The sequence below is a fragment of the Treponema bryantii NK4A124 genome (assembly GCF_000421345.1).
GTDB lineage: Bacteria > Spirochaetota > Spirochaetia > Treponematales > Treponemataceae > Treponema_D > Treponema_D bryantii_B.
Genome location: NZ_ATWV01000002.1, coordinates 324,150 through 344,122, shown reverse-complemented (window position 1 = coordinate 344,122; position 19,973 = coordinate 324,150). Strand labels below are relative to the sequence as shown.

At 40.8% G+C, this 19,973-nt stretch carries 14 protein-coding genes; 3 read left to right on the top strand and 11 right to left on the bottom strand.

Features of this window, described 5'->3' with window-relative positions:
- The first annotated feature begins 70 nt into the window (after window positions 1–70).
- The gene (locus G626_RS0103030; RefSeq protein ID WP_022931320.1) at window positions 71–2,158 is read left to right on the top strand and encodes a methyl-accepting chemotaxis protein; all 2,088 of its coding nucleotides are present in this window, start codon (window positions 71–73) and stop codon (window positions 2,156–2,158) included.
- Here G626_RS0103030 and lon read toward each other — a convergent pair.
- From lon to G626_RS0103005, 5 genes are read right to left on the bottom strand one after another with little or no spacing between them, the layout of a single operon-like run.
- Window positions 2,155–4,587: an endopeptidase La gene (gene lon, locus G626_RS0103025; RefSeq protein ID WP_022931319.1), complete on the bottom strand. Its 2,433-nt coding sequence runs from the start codon at window positions 4,585–4,587 to the stop codon at window positions 2,155–2,157. The genes G626_RS0103030 and lon overlap by 4 nt on opposite strands.
- 19 nt (window positions 4,588–4,606) lie before the next feature.
- Window positions 4,607–6,322: a serine/threonine protein kinase gene (locus G626_RS0103020; RefSeq protein ID WP_022931318.1), complete on the bottom strand. Its 1,716-nt coding sequence runs from the start codon at window positions 6,320–6,322 to the stop codon at window positions 4,607–4,609.
- Window positions 6,319–7,359: a hypothetical protein gene (locus tag G626_RS15195; protein ID WP_022931317.1), complete on the bottom strand. Its 1,041-nt coding sequence runs from the start codon at window positions 7,357–7,359 to the stop codon at window positions 6,319–6,321. The genes G626_RS0103020 and G626_RS15195 overlap by 4 nt, the downstream gene beginning before the upstream one ends.
- An 18-nt stretch (window positions 7,360–7,377) precedes the next feature.
- Entirely contained in the window at window positions 7,378–7,722 is a 345-nt protein-coding gene (locus G626_RS0103010) for an FHA domain-containing protein (protein ID WP_022931316.1), read from the bottom strand.
- Window positions 7,723–7,739: 17 nt separating this feature from the next.
- A complete protein-coding gene (locus G626_RS0103005; protein WP_022931315.1) occupies window positions 7,740–8,888 on the bottom strand; it encodes an Mbeg1-like protein in 1,149 nt (382 codons plus the stop codon).
- A 163-nt stretch (window positions 8,889–9,051) separates the two neighbouring features.
- On the opposite strand from G626_RS0103005, the gene G626_RS0103000 reads away from it, so the two are divergent.
- The gene (locus G626_RS0103000) at window positions 9,052–10,383 is read left to right on the top strand and encodes a uracil-xanthine permease family protein (RefSeq protein ID WP_022931314.1); all 1,332 of its coding nucleotides are present in this window, start codon (window positions 9,052–9,054) and stop codon (window positions 10,381–10,383) included.
- 114 nt (window positions 10,384–10,497) lie between these two features.
- Here G626_RS0103000 and G626_RS15190 read toward each other — a convergent pair whose 3' ends face one another.
- The 3 genes from G626_RS15190 to G626_RS0102985 form a co-directional block, all read right to left on the bottom strand.
- Window positions 10,498–13,278 carry an ankyrin repeat domain-containing protein gene (locus G626_RS15190; RefSeq protein WP_022931313.1) on the bottom strand — a complete coding sequence of 927 codons (2,781 nt, stop codon included), beginning with the start codon at window positions 13,276–13,278 and terminating at the stop codon, window positions 10,498–10,500.
- 57 nt (window positions 13,279–13,335) lie between these two features.
- The gene (locus G626_RS0102990; RefSeq protein ID WP_022931312.1) at window positions 13,336–13,653 is read right to left on the bottom strand and encodes a Trp family transcriptional regulator; all 318 of its coding nucleotides are present in this window, start codon (window positions 13,651–13,653) and stop codon (window positions 13,336–13,338) included.
- A gap of 126 nt (window positions 13,654–13,779) precedes the next feature.
- Entirely contained in the window at window positions 13,780–14,610 is an 831-nt protein-coding gene (locus G626_RS0102985) for an Mrp/NBP35 family ATP-binding protein (RefSeq protein ID WP_022931311.1), read from the bottom strand.
- 320 nt (window positions 14,611–14,930) lie between these two features.
- Here G626_RS0102985 and putP point away from each other — a divergent pair, with 320 nt between their 5' ends.
- Window positions 14,931–16,493: a sodium/proline symporter PutP gene (gene putP / locus G626_RS0102980; protein ID WP_022931310.1), complete on the top strand. Its 1,563-nt coding sequence runs from the start codon at window positions 14,931–14,933 to the stop codon at window positions 16,491–16,493.
- Window positions 16,494–16,556: 63 nt separating this feature from the next.
- Here the strand turns inward: putP and G626_RS0102975 are convergent, their stop codons facing one another.
- The 3 genes from G626_RS0102975 to G626_RS0102965 are packed head-to-tail and all read right to left on the bottom strand — an operon-like array spanning window position 16,557 to window position 19,970.
- A complete protein-coding gene (locus G626_RS0102975) occupies window positions 16,557–17,783 on the bottom strand; it encodes an ROK family transcriptional regulator (RefSeq protein ID WP_022931309.1) in 1,227 nt (408 codons plus the stop codon).
- 9 nt (window positions 17,784–17,792) lie between these two features.
- Window positions 17,793–18,647 (bottom strand): carbohydrate ABC transporter permease, encoded by an 855-nt coding sequence (locus G626_RS0102970; RefSeq protein WP_022931308.1) that lies wholly within the window; start codon window positions 18,645–18,647, stop codon window positions 17,793–17,795.
- 3 nt (window positions 18,648–18,650) lie between these two features.
- The gene (locus tag G626_RS0102965; protein ID WP_022931307.1) at window positions 18,651–19,970 is read right to left on the bottom strand and encodes a carbohydrate ABC transporter permease; all 1,320 of its coding nucleotides are present in this window, start codon (window positions 19,968–19,970) and stop codon (window positions 18,651–18,653) included.
- Window positions 19,971–19,973 lie beyond the last annotated feature (3 nt).

Below are 19,973 nucleotides of genomic sequence, written 5' to 3'. Positions count from 1 at the left end.
AAGCATTTGTTAATTCTTATATCCTCAATTATAATTATAAAATAACAAAGAGTTATTTTCTGGAGTTTATATGAAAGCAAAAAAACATCTCTCACTTATGTCAGAACTTCTAATCGGAACAGTCGGTTCAATTATTATAATAACCCTCTTTCTAGGCTTTTCTTTTTCACTTGTAATTCAAAATGTAGTAAGAAAATCAACAGTAGATACAGTAAATCAGGCCATGGAAACTTTAAATAAAGAGGTTTCTGGAATTCTTGGTGAATATAATGATCTGGTTATAGATCTTTCAAATGTAATTCCAGTTCTTGGCGATGACCGAAATCAAATGAAAGAAGTAATCAAAAGCATGGGCCGCAATATGATGGAAGAAACTCTTCTATATTATGCTACCTATGAACAGATTTGGGATGGAGGAACTTTGATTTCTCACACAGGCTGGGAAGCGGCTCCAGATTTTGATATGCAGTCCCGGCTCTGGCATAAAAACGCCGTAAATAATCAAAATAAAGTATGCTACACAGAACCTTTTACGGATGCAAATACAGGAAAAATTATAGTTACCATCAGCTATCGTGTACTCGACAATAATGGAAAACTAATCGGTGTTTCTGCCGCAGATATCGTGCTTGATGCCCTTTCTGAAGCAGTAAATGACATTCATCTTTCTGATAACAGCCGGGTAAATATTATCACCTCCGACGGCCTCTTTATTACAAATGATGATTTTTCTTCCATAATGAACAAAAATTATTTTGATAATGCAGGGTTCTCTAGTTATACAAAAACATCATATTTGAATGATGAAGCTAAAGCCTTTATTGAGGGTGGAAAATTTTACGGTGTTCACAAAATTGATGGAACAGACTGGTATATTGTTGCAGAAGGCCCTGCCTCAGATTTTTCGAGCCAGTATAGAAATCTTGTTCTGATGGTTTTTGGAATTCTTTTAATCATTGTTTTAATTATGATCGGCGTATACATAATTCTTGCCCGCCGTGTTTCAAATAACTTCCGTGAAATTGTAAAAGGCTGCGAGGTTATTGCAAAAGGAGACTTTACAAAAAAGTATCCTGATTATTTTACACAGGAAGCATCACAGCTTTCTAAAGGCTTTAATGAATTTTCAGAAAGCATCAGCTCTCTCGTAAGCACAATCCGTGAATCATCTGGAAATATTCAGGATGTTTCAAATAAACTTGCCGACAATTCACATGTAATTGGTTCTTCAGTTTCTACAACCGAAAATGCTATAAATGGAATGAACAAAACAATCACAATGCAGAGTACTGCTATAGATTCTGTAAACGAAGCTATTAATCAGATGGCCCAGAAGGTTGCTGTTTTGAATTCTGAAATTGAAAACCAGAACGAACTCATTATGTCTTCTTCCAACAACATCGAAGATATGATGAAAAACTTCCTTGCAATCACAAAAAATACAGAAGAAATGACAACAAAGGTTGGAACAATTGTAGAAGCTTCTGGCAACAATACAATGTCTCTTAAAAAATCTGTAGAACAGATTCAGGAAGTTCAGGCAGAGTCTGGTGCCCTGCTTGAAATGAACAAGGTTATTTCTTCGGTTGCAAGCCAGACTAACCTTCTTGCAATGAATGCCGCAATTGAGGCTGCCCATGCCGGCGAAAGCGGTAAAGGCTTTGCTGTAGTTGCTGACGAAATCAGAAAGCTTGCAGAAACAACAAGTAAGCAGGCAAAAGATTCCAGTGTATCACTTAAGGCAATTCAATCTAAGATTAACGAAATCTCAAGTTCTTCTCTCGTTGTAGAAGAATCCTTTGAAGATACAATTACCGAAATAAAGAACTTTGAAGAAACCATGAAGTCTCTTTCTAACACCATTGCCGTTCAAGGTGACAAGGCCGAACAGATTATGGCCTCACTCAGCGACATCAAAAACAGCAGTGTAAACGTAAAGGAAAGTGCTTCCGTAATCAGCTCGGGAACTTCACAGGTAACAGGAAACTTCAATTCCCTTTCCGATATGCAGAAACAGGTAGACAGCGGAATCCAGGACTGCGCAAGTGCCTCAGAAACCCTGAGTGCAAGTTCACAGAACATTACCCAGATTTCTGCCCAGGCTCAGGAGTCTGTAGGAATCCTGACCGAGGCAGTAAGCAAGTTTAAGGTAGATTAAACGCCAAGAGCAATCTCAAGCACCTGGCGAACATCGCTTACAGGAATAAACTTAATTCCCTGCTTTACGTGTTCTGGAATATCTTCCAGGTCGCGCTCATTTGCTTTTGGAATAATTATTGTCTTAATCTTGTTACGCTTTGCGGCAACTGTTTTTTCCCTCAGGCCACCGATTGGCAGAACCTGACCGGTCAAAGAAAGCTCGCCTGTCATAGCAAGATGAGGCTTTATCTTTTTGTCCAGCAGCAGAGAGACAAAGGTAGTTGCCATTGTGATTCCTGCACTAGGGCCATCCTTTGGAGTTGCCCCTTCCGGAATATGCAGGTGAACAATGTTTTCTTCGAACCACTTTGCGTCTTTGTCACCGCGTTCAAGAACAAACTTTCGGGCCCAGTCAAAAGCAATCTGGCTGGATTCCTTCATTACATCGCCCATCTGGCCGGTCAAAACAAGGCCTGTTTTTCCGGCGAAAGAAGTTGCTTCTATTAAAAGTGTGTCACCGCCCATGCTTGTCCAGGCAAGACCGATAGCAGTTCCAGGAACAGCTGCAACCTTTATCTGGCTTTCATCAAAGACCGGTTTTCCAAGATATTTGAATAGGTCCGGGGCATCGAGTGTTACGGTGGTTGAGTAGCCCGAAGGGCGTATCGAAACCACAGAATCTGACTTAGATGTGTTTTCGACAGACTCAATCACCGCTGCTTTCTCAGCTTCAAAGACCATCTCAGTAACAATCTTTCTATGAATCTTGTCCAGACACTTTTCGTAATTGCGCACCCCAGACTCACGTGCGTACTCTTCTGCAATTTCCAGAAGGGCAGCCTTTGTATATTTTACCTGATTTTTGGCAAGGCCATTCTTAGCGAGATTTTTCGGAATAAGATACTTCTTTGCAATCTCAAGCTTTTCCTGGTCTATATATCCGCTCAATTGAATAATCTCCGCACGGTCAAGCAGAGGTTCAGGCACAGTATCCAGAGTATTTGCAGTCAAAATAAAGAAGACATTCGAAATATCAAATGGCAGATCCAGGTAAGTATCGCGGAAAGAAACATTCTGTTCCGGATCCAGAACTTCAAGCAAAGCAGAAGCCGGGTCGCCATTGTGACTTGAGCCCATCTTATCAACTTCATCAATCAAAAATACCGGAGTGCTGGACTTTGTTATTTTGAGTCCCTGAATGATTTTTCCAGGCATGGCACCAATATAGGTTCGTCGGTGACCTTTGATTTCTGCCTCATCTCTCATACCACCTACAGAAAAGCGGTAGAAAGGCTTGTTCATTGCATTTGCAATAGATTTACCGACAGAAGTTTTTCCAACTCCCGGAGGTCCAACCAGAAGCAGAATAGAGCCCTTTGCATCCTTCTTCATTTTGCGAACAGCAAGGTATTCAATAATTCGCTTCTTTACATCTTCAAGGCCAAAGTGGTCCTCTTCGAGAATCTTTTTTGCACGAGTCAAATCGTAATCATCAACAGCAGGAACCTTCCATGGCAGGCTGCAAACTAACTCAAGGTAGTTTCTGGTAACAACCCATTCAGAAGAGTTAGGCTCCATCAAAGAAAGCTTGGAAAGCTCACTTTCAACAGTCTCTTTGATTTCACCTTCAAAGGCCAGTTCTTCAATCTTCTTCTTAAACTTCTGATAGTCAGTTTCATTACCATCCGGAGTTTCGCCAAGCTCTTCCTGAATAGACTTCATCTCTTCGCGAAGGAAATATTCACGCTGATTTTTTTCTATGCGGTCATTAAGCTCGTTCTGGATTTTTTTCTGAACGCGAAGCAGCTCCTGTTCCTTTTTGATGAAAACGAGAACCTGTTCCATACGCTGCCGAACATTTACAGTCTCAAGAATCTTCTGCTGCTCATCTTTATCAACATTGAGAATGGAAGCAATAAAGTCTGCAATTTTTCCAGGGTTATCGATGTTTACCATATTGAGGCGCATCTCTTCGGAAAAGAGAGGATTATTCTCACTCACCTCTTTCATCTCGGAAATAAGGGCACGGGTAAGAGCCTTAACCTCAAAAGTATTTGCTTCTTCGTCATCAAGATATTCAACAGCCGCCGCCATAGGAGCTGCGTTGTGAAGAGTCTTTCTGATTTTAAAACGCTTTACAGTAGAAATAAAGATATTGATTCCGCCATCAGGCAGATTTACCTTTTTGATGATACGGGCTGCAGTTCCAACCTTGTGCAGGTCTGCAACAGTCGGAGATTCAGCTTCGTTTTTAAGCATTACAATTCCAATAAAGCCTTCGTTCTCATAAGCCTCTTCTACAACCTTTACGTCATCGTTGGAATTAATCATAAGGGGAGTAAAAATTCCCGGAAAAATTGGACGGCCCGCAAGAGGAATGAGGGTTAATTTATTAGGAAGCATCTGCTCCGAAGGGATTATTTCGTTAGTATTATCATCTTTAGCCATATTTTAAATATAATAATTTTTATGGCCTATCGTCAAATAATTCCGCTTCCAGTTCAGAAGAAATCATAAGGGCATCCTGGTACCAGTCTATCAAAAGAGAAAACTCTTCGTTCCTGTAGCCTTCTGCTTCTGCCCGAATTTTCCATACAGAAGCTGATTCAATTTCTTCCAGAGGCACTTCTTCCAGTGGCAGCCATTTATTCTTATACAAGATCTTAAACTGGGCTGCTTCAATCTCATTTCCAGAGGCTTTGTCATAAGCCCTGGTCTGAATAGAAAGCTTTCTCTTTGCATTTTTCAAAAAGTCACAGTCCAGAACACAAGGCTCATCTCCTGCTGTAAAGCTCTTCCACCAGACATAAGGACCAACAACAACCTTAACCCGGTAATCACCTCTTTTGAGGAAAACCGGTCTGATAATGTAAGTTTTATTTCTTGCCGCAGGTCGTTCCACCTTAAGACGAGGAGTCCAGAAAAGAACTTTTTCGTAAAAAGCCTTGCCCTGCTCTGTAAAGGTTCTTCGTGAACCGCTTACCTCCGGAATGTCAGAACCATCATTTTCAAAAAAGATTGCCCTTGCAGGTAAGTCCATATTTTCCAGAAGAGAACGAGGCATCTGCATTTCTACACTGACTTCGGTATACCACTTGGAAAGCAGAGTCTTATGAATAAAACCGCAATACCACAAGCCGGCAAAAACTGCGGCCGCAGCGGCAACTCCCAGACATATACGTTTAATAATGCGGCTGGCCCTATCTTTCTGTACAAGCGCTTCCGGTGCAAAAGTATAAAGCTTTCCTGCAACTACACTCTTTGCCAGCTGTACTCTAAGTTCATGAGTATCATAATGCTTAAGATATTTCTTAACCTGACGCAAAACCGCATCAATAGACTGGTAACGTCTTTTTGCTTTTGGCCTGGTCATTTTATGAATCAGGCGGCAAACTTCTTTTGGAATATTCTTATCAATTTGTCGGGGTGAAATATACTTTCCCTTTTTTATTACCTTGAGGGTGTCCAGCGACATTGAACCTGGGTATGGCTTTGTACCGGTAACCATTTCGTAAAGCATGATTCCCAGGGCATAAACGTCTGCCCTGTGGTCAACTCTGGCACTGTCTTCAAACTGTTCAGGCGGCATATAGGCCGGAGTTCCCAGAGCAACGCCGCTTTGTGTCAGGTCGCTGCTGGTTACGGTTGATGAACTTTCTGCAAGTCTTGCAGCTGCAGCCGCCGCGCTTCCGGCTCCAGTTCCCTCTGCGTGATCACTTGCGATTCCGAAGTCTGCCAGCTTGATTTCACCCCGCTTCGACAAAAGTATGTTTCCCGGTTTTATATCGCGGTGGACAATTCCCTTTGAGTGAGCGTACTTTAAGGCATAGCAGGCATCCTGCATAACAAGCATTGCAACAGGAACCGGAAGCGAAGTCTGTCTTTTTATCAGGGCATCAAGAGCCGTCCCATCAACAAGCTCTTCTACCATGTAGCGGTAACCGGCTTCTGTAAAATAATCAAAAAGATGAACAATATAAGGACTCTGTAAATCAAGAAGCAGCTGAGCCTCACGCTTAAAACGTCCGGCATCCCCTGCATGTCCGCGTGCCGTCATTTTTTTAATTACGACATAACGTTTAAGCGACGGATGAATTGCCTTATACACAACTCCCATTCCGCCTTTTGCAATAATACCCTGCACCTTGTATTTACCAATCATTGGTGGAAACTCGTCGCTCATAGCATCTCCTTATTTGCAACATTAATAATATCACTTTCTAAATCTATACTTTTATCGGGCTGAACAAAAACAACATTCTGTTTTCCCGGATTATGAATCTGAATATAAAAGCCGTCCTGCAAAAGCTTGTAATTTCCCTGTACAGGTCTGTGTCCGCCAAGATACAAATAGCCCTTTGGAACTCCCGCATCAAAAAGATTCTGCACAGTCACCCGGGCACTTTTTTCTTCTGCCTCTCCATTGTTAGTCCAGATTAACCCACGCACAACCTCTTCATTCTGTCTGGCATCAATCAGCTCCTGTCGCCCAAAAGCCCTCATTGGTTCTGCATGAGAAACGCTGCATTGTTTTCCAAAATAAAAAAGCGGCAGTCCCTTTTCCACGCAATTCATCAAATAAAGAATATCGTCTCCGTAGTATTCCTGAATAAAGCAGCGGCACATTTCTCCTTCATCTACAAATTTTTTAAAAGCAAAATCTCCGCCACCGTTTTCATTCAAAATATTTTCATGATTTCCTTTAAGTATATGAACATAAGACGGGAATTCTTTTTTTAAAACCAAAAGCGCACATAAAAGACAAAGTCCCTCCTGCATCTCTGCAGAAATGGAAGGCCCCGTATAAATCTCTTTTAAAAACTCTATATAGGCAGCAGCCCACCTTTCTCTGGTTCCCCGCTCTGTATGAAGAATATCTCCTACACACAAAAGTCTGAGCCGGCCTTGTGCTACTGCTTCAAAAACAGTAGCCGCGCCCCCCAGGTCTGCTTCATCAAAAATCTGATGTTCAAGAATATTCAATAGAAAATAAGGGCGGGCATGAAAATCCGGCACAACAAGCAGGGGCAGCTGGTCTTCGTGAAAATCAAGAAGAGAACCAGGCTTACCGTCAGAAGACAAAGGCCTGTATTCAAAAGCTTTTCCACGCTCAGAATCAAGTACCTCGCTTGCCTCATTCAATACTTCAAAGAATTCATCATAAGTCGGCAAACTGCTGGAAGTGAGTATTTTTTTTATGTTTTGAAAGATTGAATCCACGCCCTGCACCACAGAACCTTAGGAAACCACAAGGCTCATATTACCAATTGAAATTTTATCACCTGGATTCAGTTTTACATATTTATCATTTGGAATACGGATTCCATTAATAAAGGTTCCGTTTGTACTTCCTACATCTTTTATAAAATATGCGTCTTTAATTTTCTGAATCATAGCATGATGACGGCTGGCAAGCTTATTATCAACTACTACATCATTATCTGTATCGCGGCCTATAGTAATTTTTGCAACCAGTTCAACTTTTTTCTGATTGAACATAAGATATGAGGCAGGCTTTCCTTCCCCAAGAGAATCAAGATGGCGTCCTACAGGACTGCTTGTTACAATTGTTGTATCACTCATACTTAAATTATAAAACCTCACCCTAATATTCGCAAATTATTTTTTAACAGTACAAGAGGCTTAAAGATTGGAATATCATCTGCAATGACATCTTTAAACATGCTTAAAATATTTTTCATCTCTTTGCGGCGATCTTTGCCCATTTCGGCATAGGAAGCAAGCATGCGGGCTGTACATTTAAGGGCATCCTTTTCAATTTCGTTATTAGTTTTTGCTCCCGAAGCTTCTAATATATAGAACATAGTTTCAACAAAATCTTTCTTTTGCTCTGTATCCAGTTTGTCTATCCATTCATTAAAAGCTTTATAAAAGAGCTGGCTTTCTTCTGTAAAGTCACCTTCATTTATAAAATTTGAGCCCATAATCTGCCAGTTCATAGCATCATGCTGCCAGAAGGCAAAACCATCGCTTTTTACAATTTCAAACTTCTTTGGATGATGAAAAATCATTCCTACTACAGAAAAGCCCGGATAAAATGAATTAATTCTTTCCTCCACAGCCTTGTATTCTGCCTTTTCAAAGAAATCTGCAGCAAAGCCTGGGCCGTCAAAGTTATAAACCTGGCTTATCCTTTTCTGCAGTTTATCACCGCACATAACCGCTGTATTTATTACCAGATTTCCACCCTTTGAATGTCCTGTAAGAATAAAATCTCCATCTAATGCAGAACAAGCTTCGTTATAATAGTCAAGGGCATCCTTTTGAGCCGGAATCTGCTCCATCCATGCAATATTAAAATCTTCCTTCCAGCCTACAATCGTATCATCAGTTCCGCGCAGGGCAATTATTTTCTTTTCCCGGCCATTTTCCTTAATAATATAAGTTACAGCTGCAAACTGTTCTACATTTTCTTCATTATAAATATTTCTGAAAGCACAAAGCTCCATATTTTTATAGCGCTCGGTTTCTGCACACTTAAACATAAGCTCTGCAGTACGCTTGTTAATCAGAAATCCTATATTAATTCTTTCTTCATAATCAGGCATGGCCGCAAAATCTTTAGCAACCTGACCCAAAGTCTTTTTTTCTTCAAAAGAAGAAGGAACTACTCCATCAAATATTGAATAGGATAAGTGAGCAAGCAAAAGCGCATCAATCTTTCCAAAAGGAACCTTATCAAAAGTTAAATCACCGCGCCAGTTCAAATAATCAAAAAAATCTGCCATACAAACTTCCTTGTAAAGCCGCAAATATAACAGCTGTTTATATATAATATAACAAGGAAAAATCCTGCAGGCAACATGAAATATAATTCTGGAAATATAATTGAATTCTGGAGCCCATGCGATTATAATAAATTAATTAACCATAATAAAAGGAGTATTCAAAATGGATTTGATTTACGGAATCAAAGACAAACCAAAATTCGGTAAAGTTGTGCTGTTTGCTTTGCAGCAGCTTCTTGCCATCATGGCTGCCACAATTGCAGTTCCGGCAGTTGTAGGTCATAATCTTTCAGCTTCTGCAGCCCTTTTTGGAGCAGGTATTGGTTCTATTGTTTACCTTCTCTTTACAAAGAGCTCAAGCCCTGTTTTCCTTGGAAGCTCATTCGCTTTCCTTCCTTCAATGTTCAGTGCCTTTGCAGGTGCCGCAACTCTTGGCCTTACAGAACAGGCCGGCTACTGGGGTCTTATCATTGGTGCCCTTATGGCAGGTCTCGTATATGTTATCATCGCAATTGTAGTAAAGTTCTGCGGTGTTAACTGGATTTCAAAGCTTATGCCACCGGTAATAATCGGACCTACAGTTGCTATTATCGGATTAAGCCTTTCCGGCAATGCCGTTGGAGACCTTATGAAGTCAAGCGTAGAAGGCGGAAGCACTTACATCTGCCTTGTATGCGGTCTCGTAACACTTGCAGTTACAATGCTCTGCTCTACTTACGGCAAAAAGATGGGCCGTCTCATTCCTTTTATCATTGGTATTCTTGCAGGTTATCTTTGTGCCTCTTTATTCGCCCTCATCGGCAAGGCAATTAATAATCCAGAGCTTATTGTAATTAACTACAGCGCCCTTAAGAACTGCGGTATCTTCGCACTTCCAAAGTTCACCTTTATGCTTGGTGGCGGCGAAGGACTCAGTGCAGTTACAGGTAAATACCTCATTGCAATTTTTGCAGCTTATGTTCCGGTTGCTTTCGTAGTATTCGCAGAACACCTTGCAGACCACAAAAACCTTTCAAGCATCGTTGGACAGGACCTTCTTGAAAACCCAGGCCTTACACGCACATTGCTTGGTGACGGTGTAGGTTCTATCGCAGGTGCCTTCTTCGGCGGATGTCCTAACACAACATACGGCGAGTCTATTGCCTGTGTAGCAATTACCCGCAACGCTTCTACAGTATCTATCTGGGGCTGTGCTTTTGCATGTATCATCTTCTCTATGATCAGTCCTCTCGTAGCCTTCCTCGAAACAATTCCTAGCTGTGTAATGGGTGGTGTTTGTATTGCCCTCTACGGCTTCATTGCAGTTTCAGGCTTTAAGATTTTCCAGACTGTAGATTTGAACAAGAACCGCAACCTCTTCGTTGCATCGGTAATCTTCATTACTGGTGTAGGCGGAATGGTAGTAAGCTTCGGTGCAGTTGAGATTCGTACTGTAGCCTGTGCACTTATCCTTGGTATTCTTACTAACCTGATGCTTTCGAAAGAAGAAGCTTAGTTTCCGCTTTTGTCATCCTCGGGCTTGACCCGAGGATCTAGAATGGACAGGGATTTCTAGATTCCCGTGTCAAGCACGGGAATGACATTTATTTCAAAAGTCCGGCAATGACATTTACTTAAGCAACGCCGCAATTTCCGGCCTTCTCCATCTAACGGCAATCGTATAAGCAGTATCACCGCTCACATTCTTCACACTCTTATCAATTCCATAAGAAATCAAAGTCTTTACCATTTCAGGAGTACAGGTCTTAGCCGCGTAATGAAGGATTGTATTTCCCTGAACATCCGTCATCTTTCCGGCATATTTTACGATATTCGAAATCATCTTTTTGTTACCCTTATCCAGAGCAATTGAAATTCCGTTTTTACCCTTCTTATCAATCTGTTGGAATGGATTTGCGCCATTCTCAAGAAGTACAAGTGCTGTCTTTACATCATCATTTTCAATTGCATAATTAAGGGCTGTATAACCGTCTGCATTTCTTGTATCAACCGGGTAACCTTCATCAATCAAAACCTGCAGAAGGGAATCAGAAGCATTTGCCTTAACCACAATATGAACAGGGGTATTTCCGTCACTGTCTGTAATTGTGTAATTATTTCCAAGTACTTCACGGATTACGCTGATATCCTTTTTCAAAACAATTGAGAAAGGAGTATTTCCCTGCTTATCGCGGGAAAGTGGAATTCCACCGGCATTTCTAATCAGTCTGATTATATCAATATCAGCCATATAAGCTGCTTCGTGGTAAGCATTCTGTCCGTTTACTTCCTGAACGTTAGGGTTAGCACCATAGCTCAAAAGAAGCTTTACGCTATCACGACTGTTTCCGCGGATTGCATCCATCAAAACTGTTACGCCGTTTGAATCGCAGGTATTAGGGTCTGCACCAGAAGCAAGAAGTTTTTTAGCAATATCAAACTTACCGGCAACAACAGCCTCGGCCAGAGGAGACTTTCCTGAAGTATTCTGCGCATTTACATTAATTCCAAGCTCCAGCAGTTTATCAATTGAAGCAGGAGCGTCCCAGCGAACAGCAGTATGCATTACTGTCGAACCAAGATTGTCGCGAACCTGAATGTCAGCCCCAGAATCAACTACAATCTGAATAATTTCCGGGTTATTAGTTTTTACTGCATTAAAGAGAGGTGTTTCACCGTTTGCATTTTTTACGCTGATGTCTGCACCCTTCATTACAAGGCTAGAAATTGCATCCTTATACTGCCATTCTGCAGCATAATGCAAAACTGTGTTTCCAGTTCCGTCCTTAGACTTAATAGTTTTAGAAGTAATGAGCCAGTCCTGAACTGAACCGCCATACTTAAGGGCAAGACGGAGAGGTGAATTGTTGTTTGTATTTGTAGAGAAAATATCTGCATTTTTTGCAAGCAGCAGCTCCCCTACCTTCTGTCGGTTTTTCAAAATAGAAAGGAAGAGAGCTGAGTTACCGTCCTTATTACGGGTATTTACATCCTTCATAAGGCTTATGATGTACTGAACCTTTGCAAGCGGAGCATCACACAAAAGTGCCAGATGCAGTGGTGTATTTCCGTTTGAATCTGTTGAAGCTGCATTTGATTCATTAACGACTGCTTCAAGCATTTCAGGAGTTCCGGCAAGTGCAATAGAAAGTGGAGAATTTCCGTTTGTATCCTGGGTATGAATATCTGCTCCTGCTGCTGTAAGCAGTTTTACTGTTTCAAGGTCGTTTTTCTGTACTGCAATTGCCAGTGGGGTTACACCTTCCTTATTGCGGGCATCAACATCAGCTCCTCCACTGATAAGTACAGAGAAGGTTCCTGCTCCCACATTAAGCATTGAAGCTGTATGGAGAACTGTATCACCAAACATATCCTTCTGGCTAAGGTCTGCTCTGTAGGTAATAAGAAGCTTATAGATTTCGGCAGACTTATCCTTTGGAAGAATAAGCATTACAGGTGTTTTTCCAAGATTATCGCGGGCATTTACATTTGCACCCGAATTAAGAAGAGCTCTTGCAATTTCAATATTTCCATAGCGAACAGCTTCATGCAGTGGTGTTGCACCAGAGCTGTCCTGCACAGTTGTATCGGCATCATTTTCAAGGAGATATTTTGCAATTGCGTTATGTCCGTAAATTGCTGCAAGATGAAGCGGAGTCTGGCCGTCATCAAAGCGGGAATTAACATTGCGGGCAAGCATTGCATCCTGGAAATAAGAAAACTCAGTTTCAACTTCATCTGCACCGCCCATAATAAGCTCTGCGGCAATTTCTACTGAATCTTCATCATCTAGATTTTCAAAAGCTACATCGAGCGGAGTTTTACCATTATCATCAACTACAGAAATAGGAATTCCTTCTGCAATACACTGACGGATTCCCTTAAGATTTTTTGTACGTACGAAATAATGAACAATAGTTTGGCCGTCTACATCACGAAGTTCGCCTGCTTTTGTTGTAATAAAAATGTCGTAATACTGATCATCTGCCATAAGTCCACGGTCCAGGGCTGTTACACCTTCATTATCACGTGAAAAGAGTGTTGAACTTACGGCTGAAAGAGCTTTTGCTGCTTCAAAAGAATTATTCTTGATTGCAACATGCAGAGGAGTATCTCCATTTAGATTCTTAAGTTCAGGATCTGCTCCCTTAAAAATAAAATAAGTTACCAGTTCGGCATCATCAACTTTAGCGGCAACATGCAGAACGGTATTTCCGTCTTCATCCATTGCGTTGATATCCGTAGGCATTACAAATTCCTGCATTGCCTCGGCTTTACGGTTCTGCATAATGAGCTGCTGTGGTGTATTTTTAGAAGCGACCGGCTTAGTACTTGCACAGCCGGAAAGTAAAAGAAGTGCGGTAAATCCGGCAAAAGTTATAGTTTTAAAGCCTGATATTCTTTTTTCCATAATTCCCCTCTGAATATACATATCTATTGTCTTTATCGGGGAATTATGGCTTTCAATTTACTGATTTTTTAATAATTCCAGCATTTTTCTAAAGGCGCTGTCTTCCTTATTAAGCTCTCGCGAGCCGCGGGTAATTTTGCAAAGTGACATGCTGAACTTGTTAGCAATTTCTCGCTGAGTAGTTCCGGCATCAATTTCCTTTACTAAAAGCCAGCGGTTGGCAATATCCTTAAGCTCAGGCTTGGTAAAAAGACAGTTGAAAAACTCATAAATAAAGGCTTCATCATCTGATTTTTTAATCAGATGACAAAGCTCTTTTATAGTAGAAGCAATTTCTTCTTCGGTAATACCTTTTGTTTCTTTGTTATCATTCATAGAAACAAGTATAGCATATTTTCAGATATTTGCAATGGCAGTCGGCAAGCACAGCTTGCCTCTGTGCCATTCTTTCGATGAACCTAAAGCAACCCTTTCGGCTTGCTTTTTAACGGTTCTTCGATTTTAGGCATTTAATAATTTCTCAACTGTTTCTGCAGCGTCTTTCAACTCCGGAATATCAAGGCTTTCTATATCGCCGGCGTCTACTGCACGGCTGGTCTCTTCCTGCATTGGAATGCGGGCCAGAACCGGAATATTAAAGCCCTTTGCAATCTGATCAATGTTGCTCTTGCCGAAAACTGTAATTTCTTTTCCGCAGTCCGGGCACTTTACATAGCTCATGTTTTCTACAATTCCAAGAATTGGAATGTTCATCATATTTGCCATGTTTACAGCCTTTTCTACGATAACGCGAACAAGCTGCTGTGGTGAACTTACAACAATAATTCCGTCCAGAGGAAGTGACTGGAAAACTGTAAGCGGTACGTCGCCTGTTCCAGGTGGCATATCCACGAACATAAAATCAACATCCTTCCATATAACATCTGTCCAGAACTGTTTTACTGCCCCCGCAATTACAGGACCACGCCAGATAACCGGGTCATTTTCATTCTGAAGCAGAAAATTCATAGACATAAGCTGAATGCCAGAATCAGTTACAACAGGAGTAAGTGCATCCTGGCCTTCTACAGCCTGGGCGCGTTCATCGCCTACTCCAAAGCTTTCAGGAATTGATGGACCTGTAATATCAGCGTCCAGAATAGCAGTTCGGAAACCGTCTTTATTTACTTTGCTGGCCAAAAGGCTGGTTACCAGGGATTTACCAACACCGCCCTTTCCACTAACAATACCAATAACTTTCTTTACCTTGCTGTCTTTGTGAAGGCTTACCTGTAAATCTCTCTTTGAACAATCTTGACCGCAGGAACCGCAGTCGTGTGTACATTCAGACATATTTATACCTCAATTTAAAATATACTAAGAATATTATTAAAAGACAAGGAAAATGCTTGTATAAAATCTGAGAGGCGTGAGCGGAACCGATGCAAAACTGCATCGAGGGGTATTTGGCGCTTAGCCATAAAAAAAATCCGAGGATTTTGCGAAGCAAAACCGCAGGATTTTTTCACAAAAACCAGCTCGCCCGCAGTTTTGCGATCGGTGCAGCGGAAGCCTCTTAGATTTTATACGGAGTTTTCTTTAGTTTCTATTGAGAATAACACGCTAAACAGTTATAATAAAGAAATTAATTATTTTTAAATGAGGTATAAAAAATGACTTCACAAACAATTGCGATGATTATTGCTTTTGTTCTTTACCTTGGCCTTATGGTTTTAGTTGGTCTTCGTAATGCAAAAGACAATAATTCTGCTGCAGACTTCTTCCTTGGTGGAAGAAAAGTTGGACCTTGGGTAACTGCACTTTCTGCAGAAGCTTCAGACTCTTCTGCCTGGGTTTTAATGGGACTTCCTGGTCTCTGCTACCTTGGCGGCTTCAAAGAAACTTTCTGGACAGCCATTGGTCTTATTGTTGGTACATATCTTGCATGGCTCTTTATTGCTAAACCTTTGCGCAAGTGTTCAATAGCTTTTGGCGATTCAATCACAATTCCAGAATTCCTTACAAACCGTTTTAAAGATAAAACTCATATTCTTTCTATTGTATCTGTTTTCTTTATTGTAGTTTTCTTTACAATTTATACTGCTTCAGGTTTTGTTGCCTGTGCAAAGCTTTTCCGCTCTGTATTCGGCCTCAACTGGAACACAGGACTTCTGATTGGTTTTGTAATCATTCTTTCTTATACAATTCTTGGTGGTTATAAGGCTGTTTGTACAACAGACTTCATTCAGGGAAGCCTTATTTTTATCGCTTTCATCGTTTCAGGAATCGTTATCGTTGCAAGCCTCGGTGGTTTTGGAAACGCTGTAAATCAGGTTTCAAGCTTTACAGAAAGAGCTCTCAGCGGAGAATTTGGTTCAGCTATGCTTAAGGCCTTTACCGGAAACAAGAGCTTCAGCCCTATGTCTGCTGTATCTGCTTTTGCCTGGTGTCTTGGTTATTTTGGAATGCCACACATCATCATCCGCTTTATGGGCTGCCGTTCTAACAAAGAAATCAAAACTGCCCGCCGCATTGGTATTACATGGATGATTATTTCTTATATCGGTGCCGTTCTGATTGGTGCCCTTGGTACTGCTTATCTTTTGAACAAGGGTATCATCCTTGGTGCAAATGCTTCAGAAGTAACAACAAGCGGTCTTAAGGCTCTTGGAGCAGGAACTCAGGAAGCAGTATTCAGCGAAACAATGCTCCGCATGTTCCCGGCTTTCATTGCAGGAATCTTCCTTTGTGGTATTCTTGCTGCTTCTATGTCTACAGCAGACTCACAGCTTCTTTCAGCTTCTTCTGCAATTGGTCAGGATATTTACAAAGGACTGATTAAAAAAGATGCAAGCGACAAAACTGTTATGCTCATCAGCCGAATAAGTGTATTTGTAATTGCCATCGTAGGCCTTATTCTCGCTCTTAACCCTGACTCTTCAATCTTTGGTCTTGTTTCTTACGCATGGGCAGGCTTTGGCGGAACCTTTGGTCCTCTTATCATCCTCGCTCTTTACTGGAAAAAGACTACAGCTCCTGGAGCAGTTGCAGGTCTTCTTACCGGTGGTGCAACAGTTGTTATCTGGCACAACCTCCACGGTGGTCTTTTTGATGTATATGAAATTCTTCCAGCATTCATTGTATGTCTTGTAGTTACAATCATTGTTTCACTGGCAACAAAGCCGGACGAAGAAGTTCTCAAAACATTTGATGAATATAAGAACTTAGCAGACTAAGACGTCTAAGACTAAAAAATTCTGCATGTCGCATGCAGGATTTTTTTGCTATCTTCTAATCTTTTATATTTTCAACAAACTCTTATCTTCACTCTTTCTATGCAGCTCAAATAAATCATCCCATTTTAATACTGATTTAGAAGCCTTTCCTTCCAGCATCTGAACTTCATATAATTTTTGAATACACATTAAAGCCGCACCCTTTGAAATTCCAAAGGCGTTATCATCCATAATAACCAGCTCTGAACCGCAGGACTTCATTATAGAAGTAAACTGAGGTACATTCTTTTCTACAACCTCAAGCAGAAAGTCCCGGCGGTAGGCAGGCTGACCATGTACAAAAACAGTTTCCGGCTCCAGCAAAGGCACCATCATGGTAAGGGTTCCAAATAAATCTTTTACCCATTCAGCATATGAGTCATCAACACTGTCTACAGTTTTTAAAACCGCTTCCGGCAGGCCTGTCTGTCCCTTCTGGTAAGTTGTCCAGGAGCGGGAAATATATTCACCAACGCCATAGTTTCTGCCATTGATTACCCGGCCATTCATTGTAATCGAAAGTCCCACACCTATACCTTTTCCATAACTTTCCGGATATGTCAAAAGCGGATTACCAGCGTAGTTACGGGCAAGTACGCAGAGAAAATCTTTTTTATCAGAAGCTTTGTTTAAAGCCAGCTGAAGCCAGGAACAGCAGCGGGCATCATTTTCCATAAAAAGAGGAATACCATAGCGGTTACCAAGAGCCTGGCTATAATTAAAATTATCCAGCCGGAAAGGTGCAGATCTTTTTATAATTCCCGAATCAACATCAATAATACCAGGCAGCCCAACACTGATTGCCAGCGGCCTAACCGGATTATCATTAATCTCGGGAGCAATCATTTTGATTATTGAATCAATCATAAAGACAAAGAGCTCTTCCGGCTTATCAAGTAAGTCCTGATTTACCGGAGTAGGCCCGTCATCTTCAAATATTGTAGTTCCATCAAAAGAGACTACTGCTACATGAAAGCTGTCCAGCTGAATCTCAATTCCAATTACACAACCAAAAGAAGGATTCACCGAAAGAAACACCGGCTTTCGGCCACCCTTCTCTGTTGCCTCCCCGCGCTCTCCCTCGCAGATAAGCCCAGAGTCCACCAGCGTCCCGATAATATTTGAAACTGTAGAACGGTATAGTTCAAGTTTTCTTGCAATATCAATTCTGCTGAAGTTCGGATTCTTCCAGACAGTTTCAAAAACCCTGGAAAGATTTGCATTACGCTGGTAGTCATTATTTACGTGCATAATCTAATTTTAACCCTTAACGGCACCAGCCGCAACACCTTTTGTAATCTGCTTTCTGAAAATACCATAGAAGATAATAATCGGAATAATGCTGATCATAAGGGCTGCAAACTGTTTACCATAATCAGATGCAAGTGCACCGGAGAATTTCTGAACACCAACCGGCAGAGATTTAATTTTTTCGCTGCTGGCAAGAATGTTGATGAGCATAAACTCATTCCAGGTTCCGGTAATTGTAAGAATTGCAAGGGTGATTCCAACCGGCTTTGACATTGGGAATATGATGTCAAAGAAAATCTGAAGGTATGGAGCCCCGTCAATTCTTGCAGATTCTACAAGCGATGTTGGAATACTGCGTATAAACTCTGTTGTAAGGTAGATTCCCATAGGCATACCTATACCGATATAACAAATAAGAACACCAAGCCTTGTATCATAAAGTCCTGTCCAGTTTGCCATAAAAAAGAGAGGGATCATAATACATTGCAGGGTAATCAAAACACCAATTACAAAGCTCTTATAGAAAAAGCCGGTAGTTTTATTTGGAAGCTTTGCAAAAGCAAAACCTGCTGCAATTGAAAAATAGAGAATTGCAATTGTAGAAACTCCTGTATAGAAAATAGAGTTCAAAAAGAGACTTCCAAAATTACCGCGAATCCAGGCATCAAGATAGTTTCTCCACCACCAGACTTGAGGAATCAGAGAAAGCTTACTTGTCATCTGATATTCCTGAGTAGTCTTAAAAGATGAAAATAAAAGCCAGATAAGCGGATACAAGGCCATAAAGGTAAAAAATATCAGAATAATATAAATAAAAATCTGAGCAATAATATGCTTGGCACCTTTTTTTTCAAAAACGTTCATTTCCTAGTCCTCCTTTGCACCAAATTTCTTTTCAAGAGTTTTTACAATTCCAATAAGAACAAGACTGATTACAACCATGATTGTAGAAATTGTATTTGCCATAGGATAGTCTGAAGCACCACGGAAGGCTTTATCAAACATATAAAGAGAAAGTACGTAAGTCTGTTTTGCAGGACCACCACCGGTCATTACGTAAATCAGGTCAAAGGATTTAAGAGAGCCCGAAATTGCAAGAATTGCGGAAATTACAAATACTCCGGAAAGTTCTGGGAAAATGATATGCCAGAGAACCTGCCATTCAGTGGCACCATCAATTGTTGCAGCCTCCATAATCTGAGGGTCAATTTTCTGAAGATTTGCCATAAAAATAATCAGGTAGGTTCCTGTGTACATCCAGAGGATTACAAAGAGAACCGGAATCATCGGCTGAGAATTCATTGTCCATTCATAAGAAGGATTAATCCACTTCATTATTTCTGTCCAGGCTCCGTGAGAAGAAAAGAAAGTCTGGAAAAGAATACCGATTACAACTGTAGAAATTACACAAGGAAGATATATCATTGTCTGGAAAAAGTCCCTGCCCTTTACAAGCCCGCGTGTAAGAACATAAGCCAGAAAGAAGCCGAGCGGAAGCTGTCCAAATACAGAAACAAGAACAATCCAGAAGTTATTTTTCAAAGAAATATAAAAATACTGGTCTGCAAAGACCTTCATATAATTTTTAAAGCCTACAAATTTTAAAGCCCCTTCTTCAAAAAGAGAACCGCCCGAATAATTTGTAAGACTCAATACTACAGAGAAAATTGACGGGAAGGTCATAACTCCAAAGTAAAAGAGAATGGCTGGAAGAGAAAGCATCCAGTAAGCACGCTTTTCTTCTGATTTTGTAGAAAGATTTTCACCAAGCAGAGTTGAATACAGATACACGATTATATGTGCAGCCATACCGTAGACCATAAAGTAAAAGCCTGTTGAAAATTCTACATCTTCGTCTGTAAACTTTTTTACGGCAATAAATGAGAAGAGCATGGAAAGAACTACGAGAGCCATCAAAGCCCAGTCGACTGCCGCTGTTGCCGGAGTGAGATTATCTTTTTTACCCCGAATAAAATAAAGAGAAGAAAAAAGGATTGATGCTGCCATTGCAAGAAAACAAAGAATCAATGCAATACCAATCGAAACATATAAAGCACCTTCCCCGGCTCTAAGAAAATAAATCAATGCTGCAAAACCGTTAGCTTCATCAAAGACAGGAATACAAAAGCCGAGCATAGAAAGTAAAAGACATGCTTTACTCACAAGGATTATATTCTTTTTATTCATATT

Excerpts from the sequence above, each read along its gene's own strand:
- lon (WP_022931319.1), bottom strand. The coding sequence starts at position 4,587 with ATGGCTAAAGATGATAATACTAACGAAATAATCCCTTCGGAGCAGATG.
- G626_RS0102975 (WP_022931309.1), bottom strand. The coding sequence starts at position 17,783 with ATGCACGTAAATAATGACTACCAGCGTAATGCAAATCTTTCCAGGGTT.
- G626_RS15190 (WP_022931313.1), bottom strand. The coding sequence starts at position 13,278 with ATGGAAAAAAGAATATCAGGCTTTAAAACTATAACTTTTGCCGGATTT.
- G626_RS0103030 (WP_022931320.1), top strand. The coding sequence starts at position 71 with ATGAAAGCAAAAAAACATCTCTCACTTATGTCAGAACTTCTAATCGGA.
- G626_RS0102970 (WP_022931308.1), bottom strand. The coding sequence starts at position 18,647 with ATGAACGTTTTTGAAAAAAAAGGTGCCAAGCATATTATTGCTCAGATT.
- G626_RS0102985 (WP_022931311.1), bottom strand. The coding sequence starts at position 14,610 with ATGTCTGAATGTACACACGACTGCGGTTCCTGCGGTCAAGATTGTTCA.
- G626_RS0103005 (WP_022931315.1), bottom strand. The coding sequence starts at position 8,888 with ATGGCAGATTTTTTTGATTATTTGAACTGGCGCGGTGATTTAACTTTT.
- G626_RS0102965 (WP_022931307.1), bottom strand. The coding sequence starts at position 19,970 with ATGAATAAAAAGAATATAATCCTTGTGAGTAAAGCATGTCTTTTACTT.
- putP (WP_022931310.1), top strand. The coding sequence starts at position 14,931 with ATGACTTCACAAACAATTGCGATGATTATTGCTTTTGTTCTTTACCTT.
- G626_RS0103000 (WP_022931314.1), top strand. The coding sequence starts at position 9,052 with ATGGATTTGATTTACGGAATCAAAGACAAACCAAAATTCGGTAAAGTT.
- G626_RS0103020 (WP_022931318.1), bottom strand. The coding sequence starts at position 6,322 with ATGAGCGACGAGTTTCCACCAATGATTGGTAAATACAAGGTGCAGGGT.
- G626_RS0103010 (WP_022931316.1), bottom strand. The coding sequence starts at position 7,722 with ATGAGTGATACAACAATTGTAACAAGCAGTCCTGTAGGACGCCATCTT.
- G626_RS0102990 (WP_022931312.1), bottom strand. The coding sequence starts at position 13,653 with ATGAATGATAACAAAGAAACAAAAGGTATTACCGAAGAAGAAATTGCT.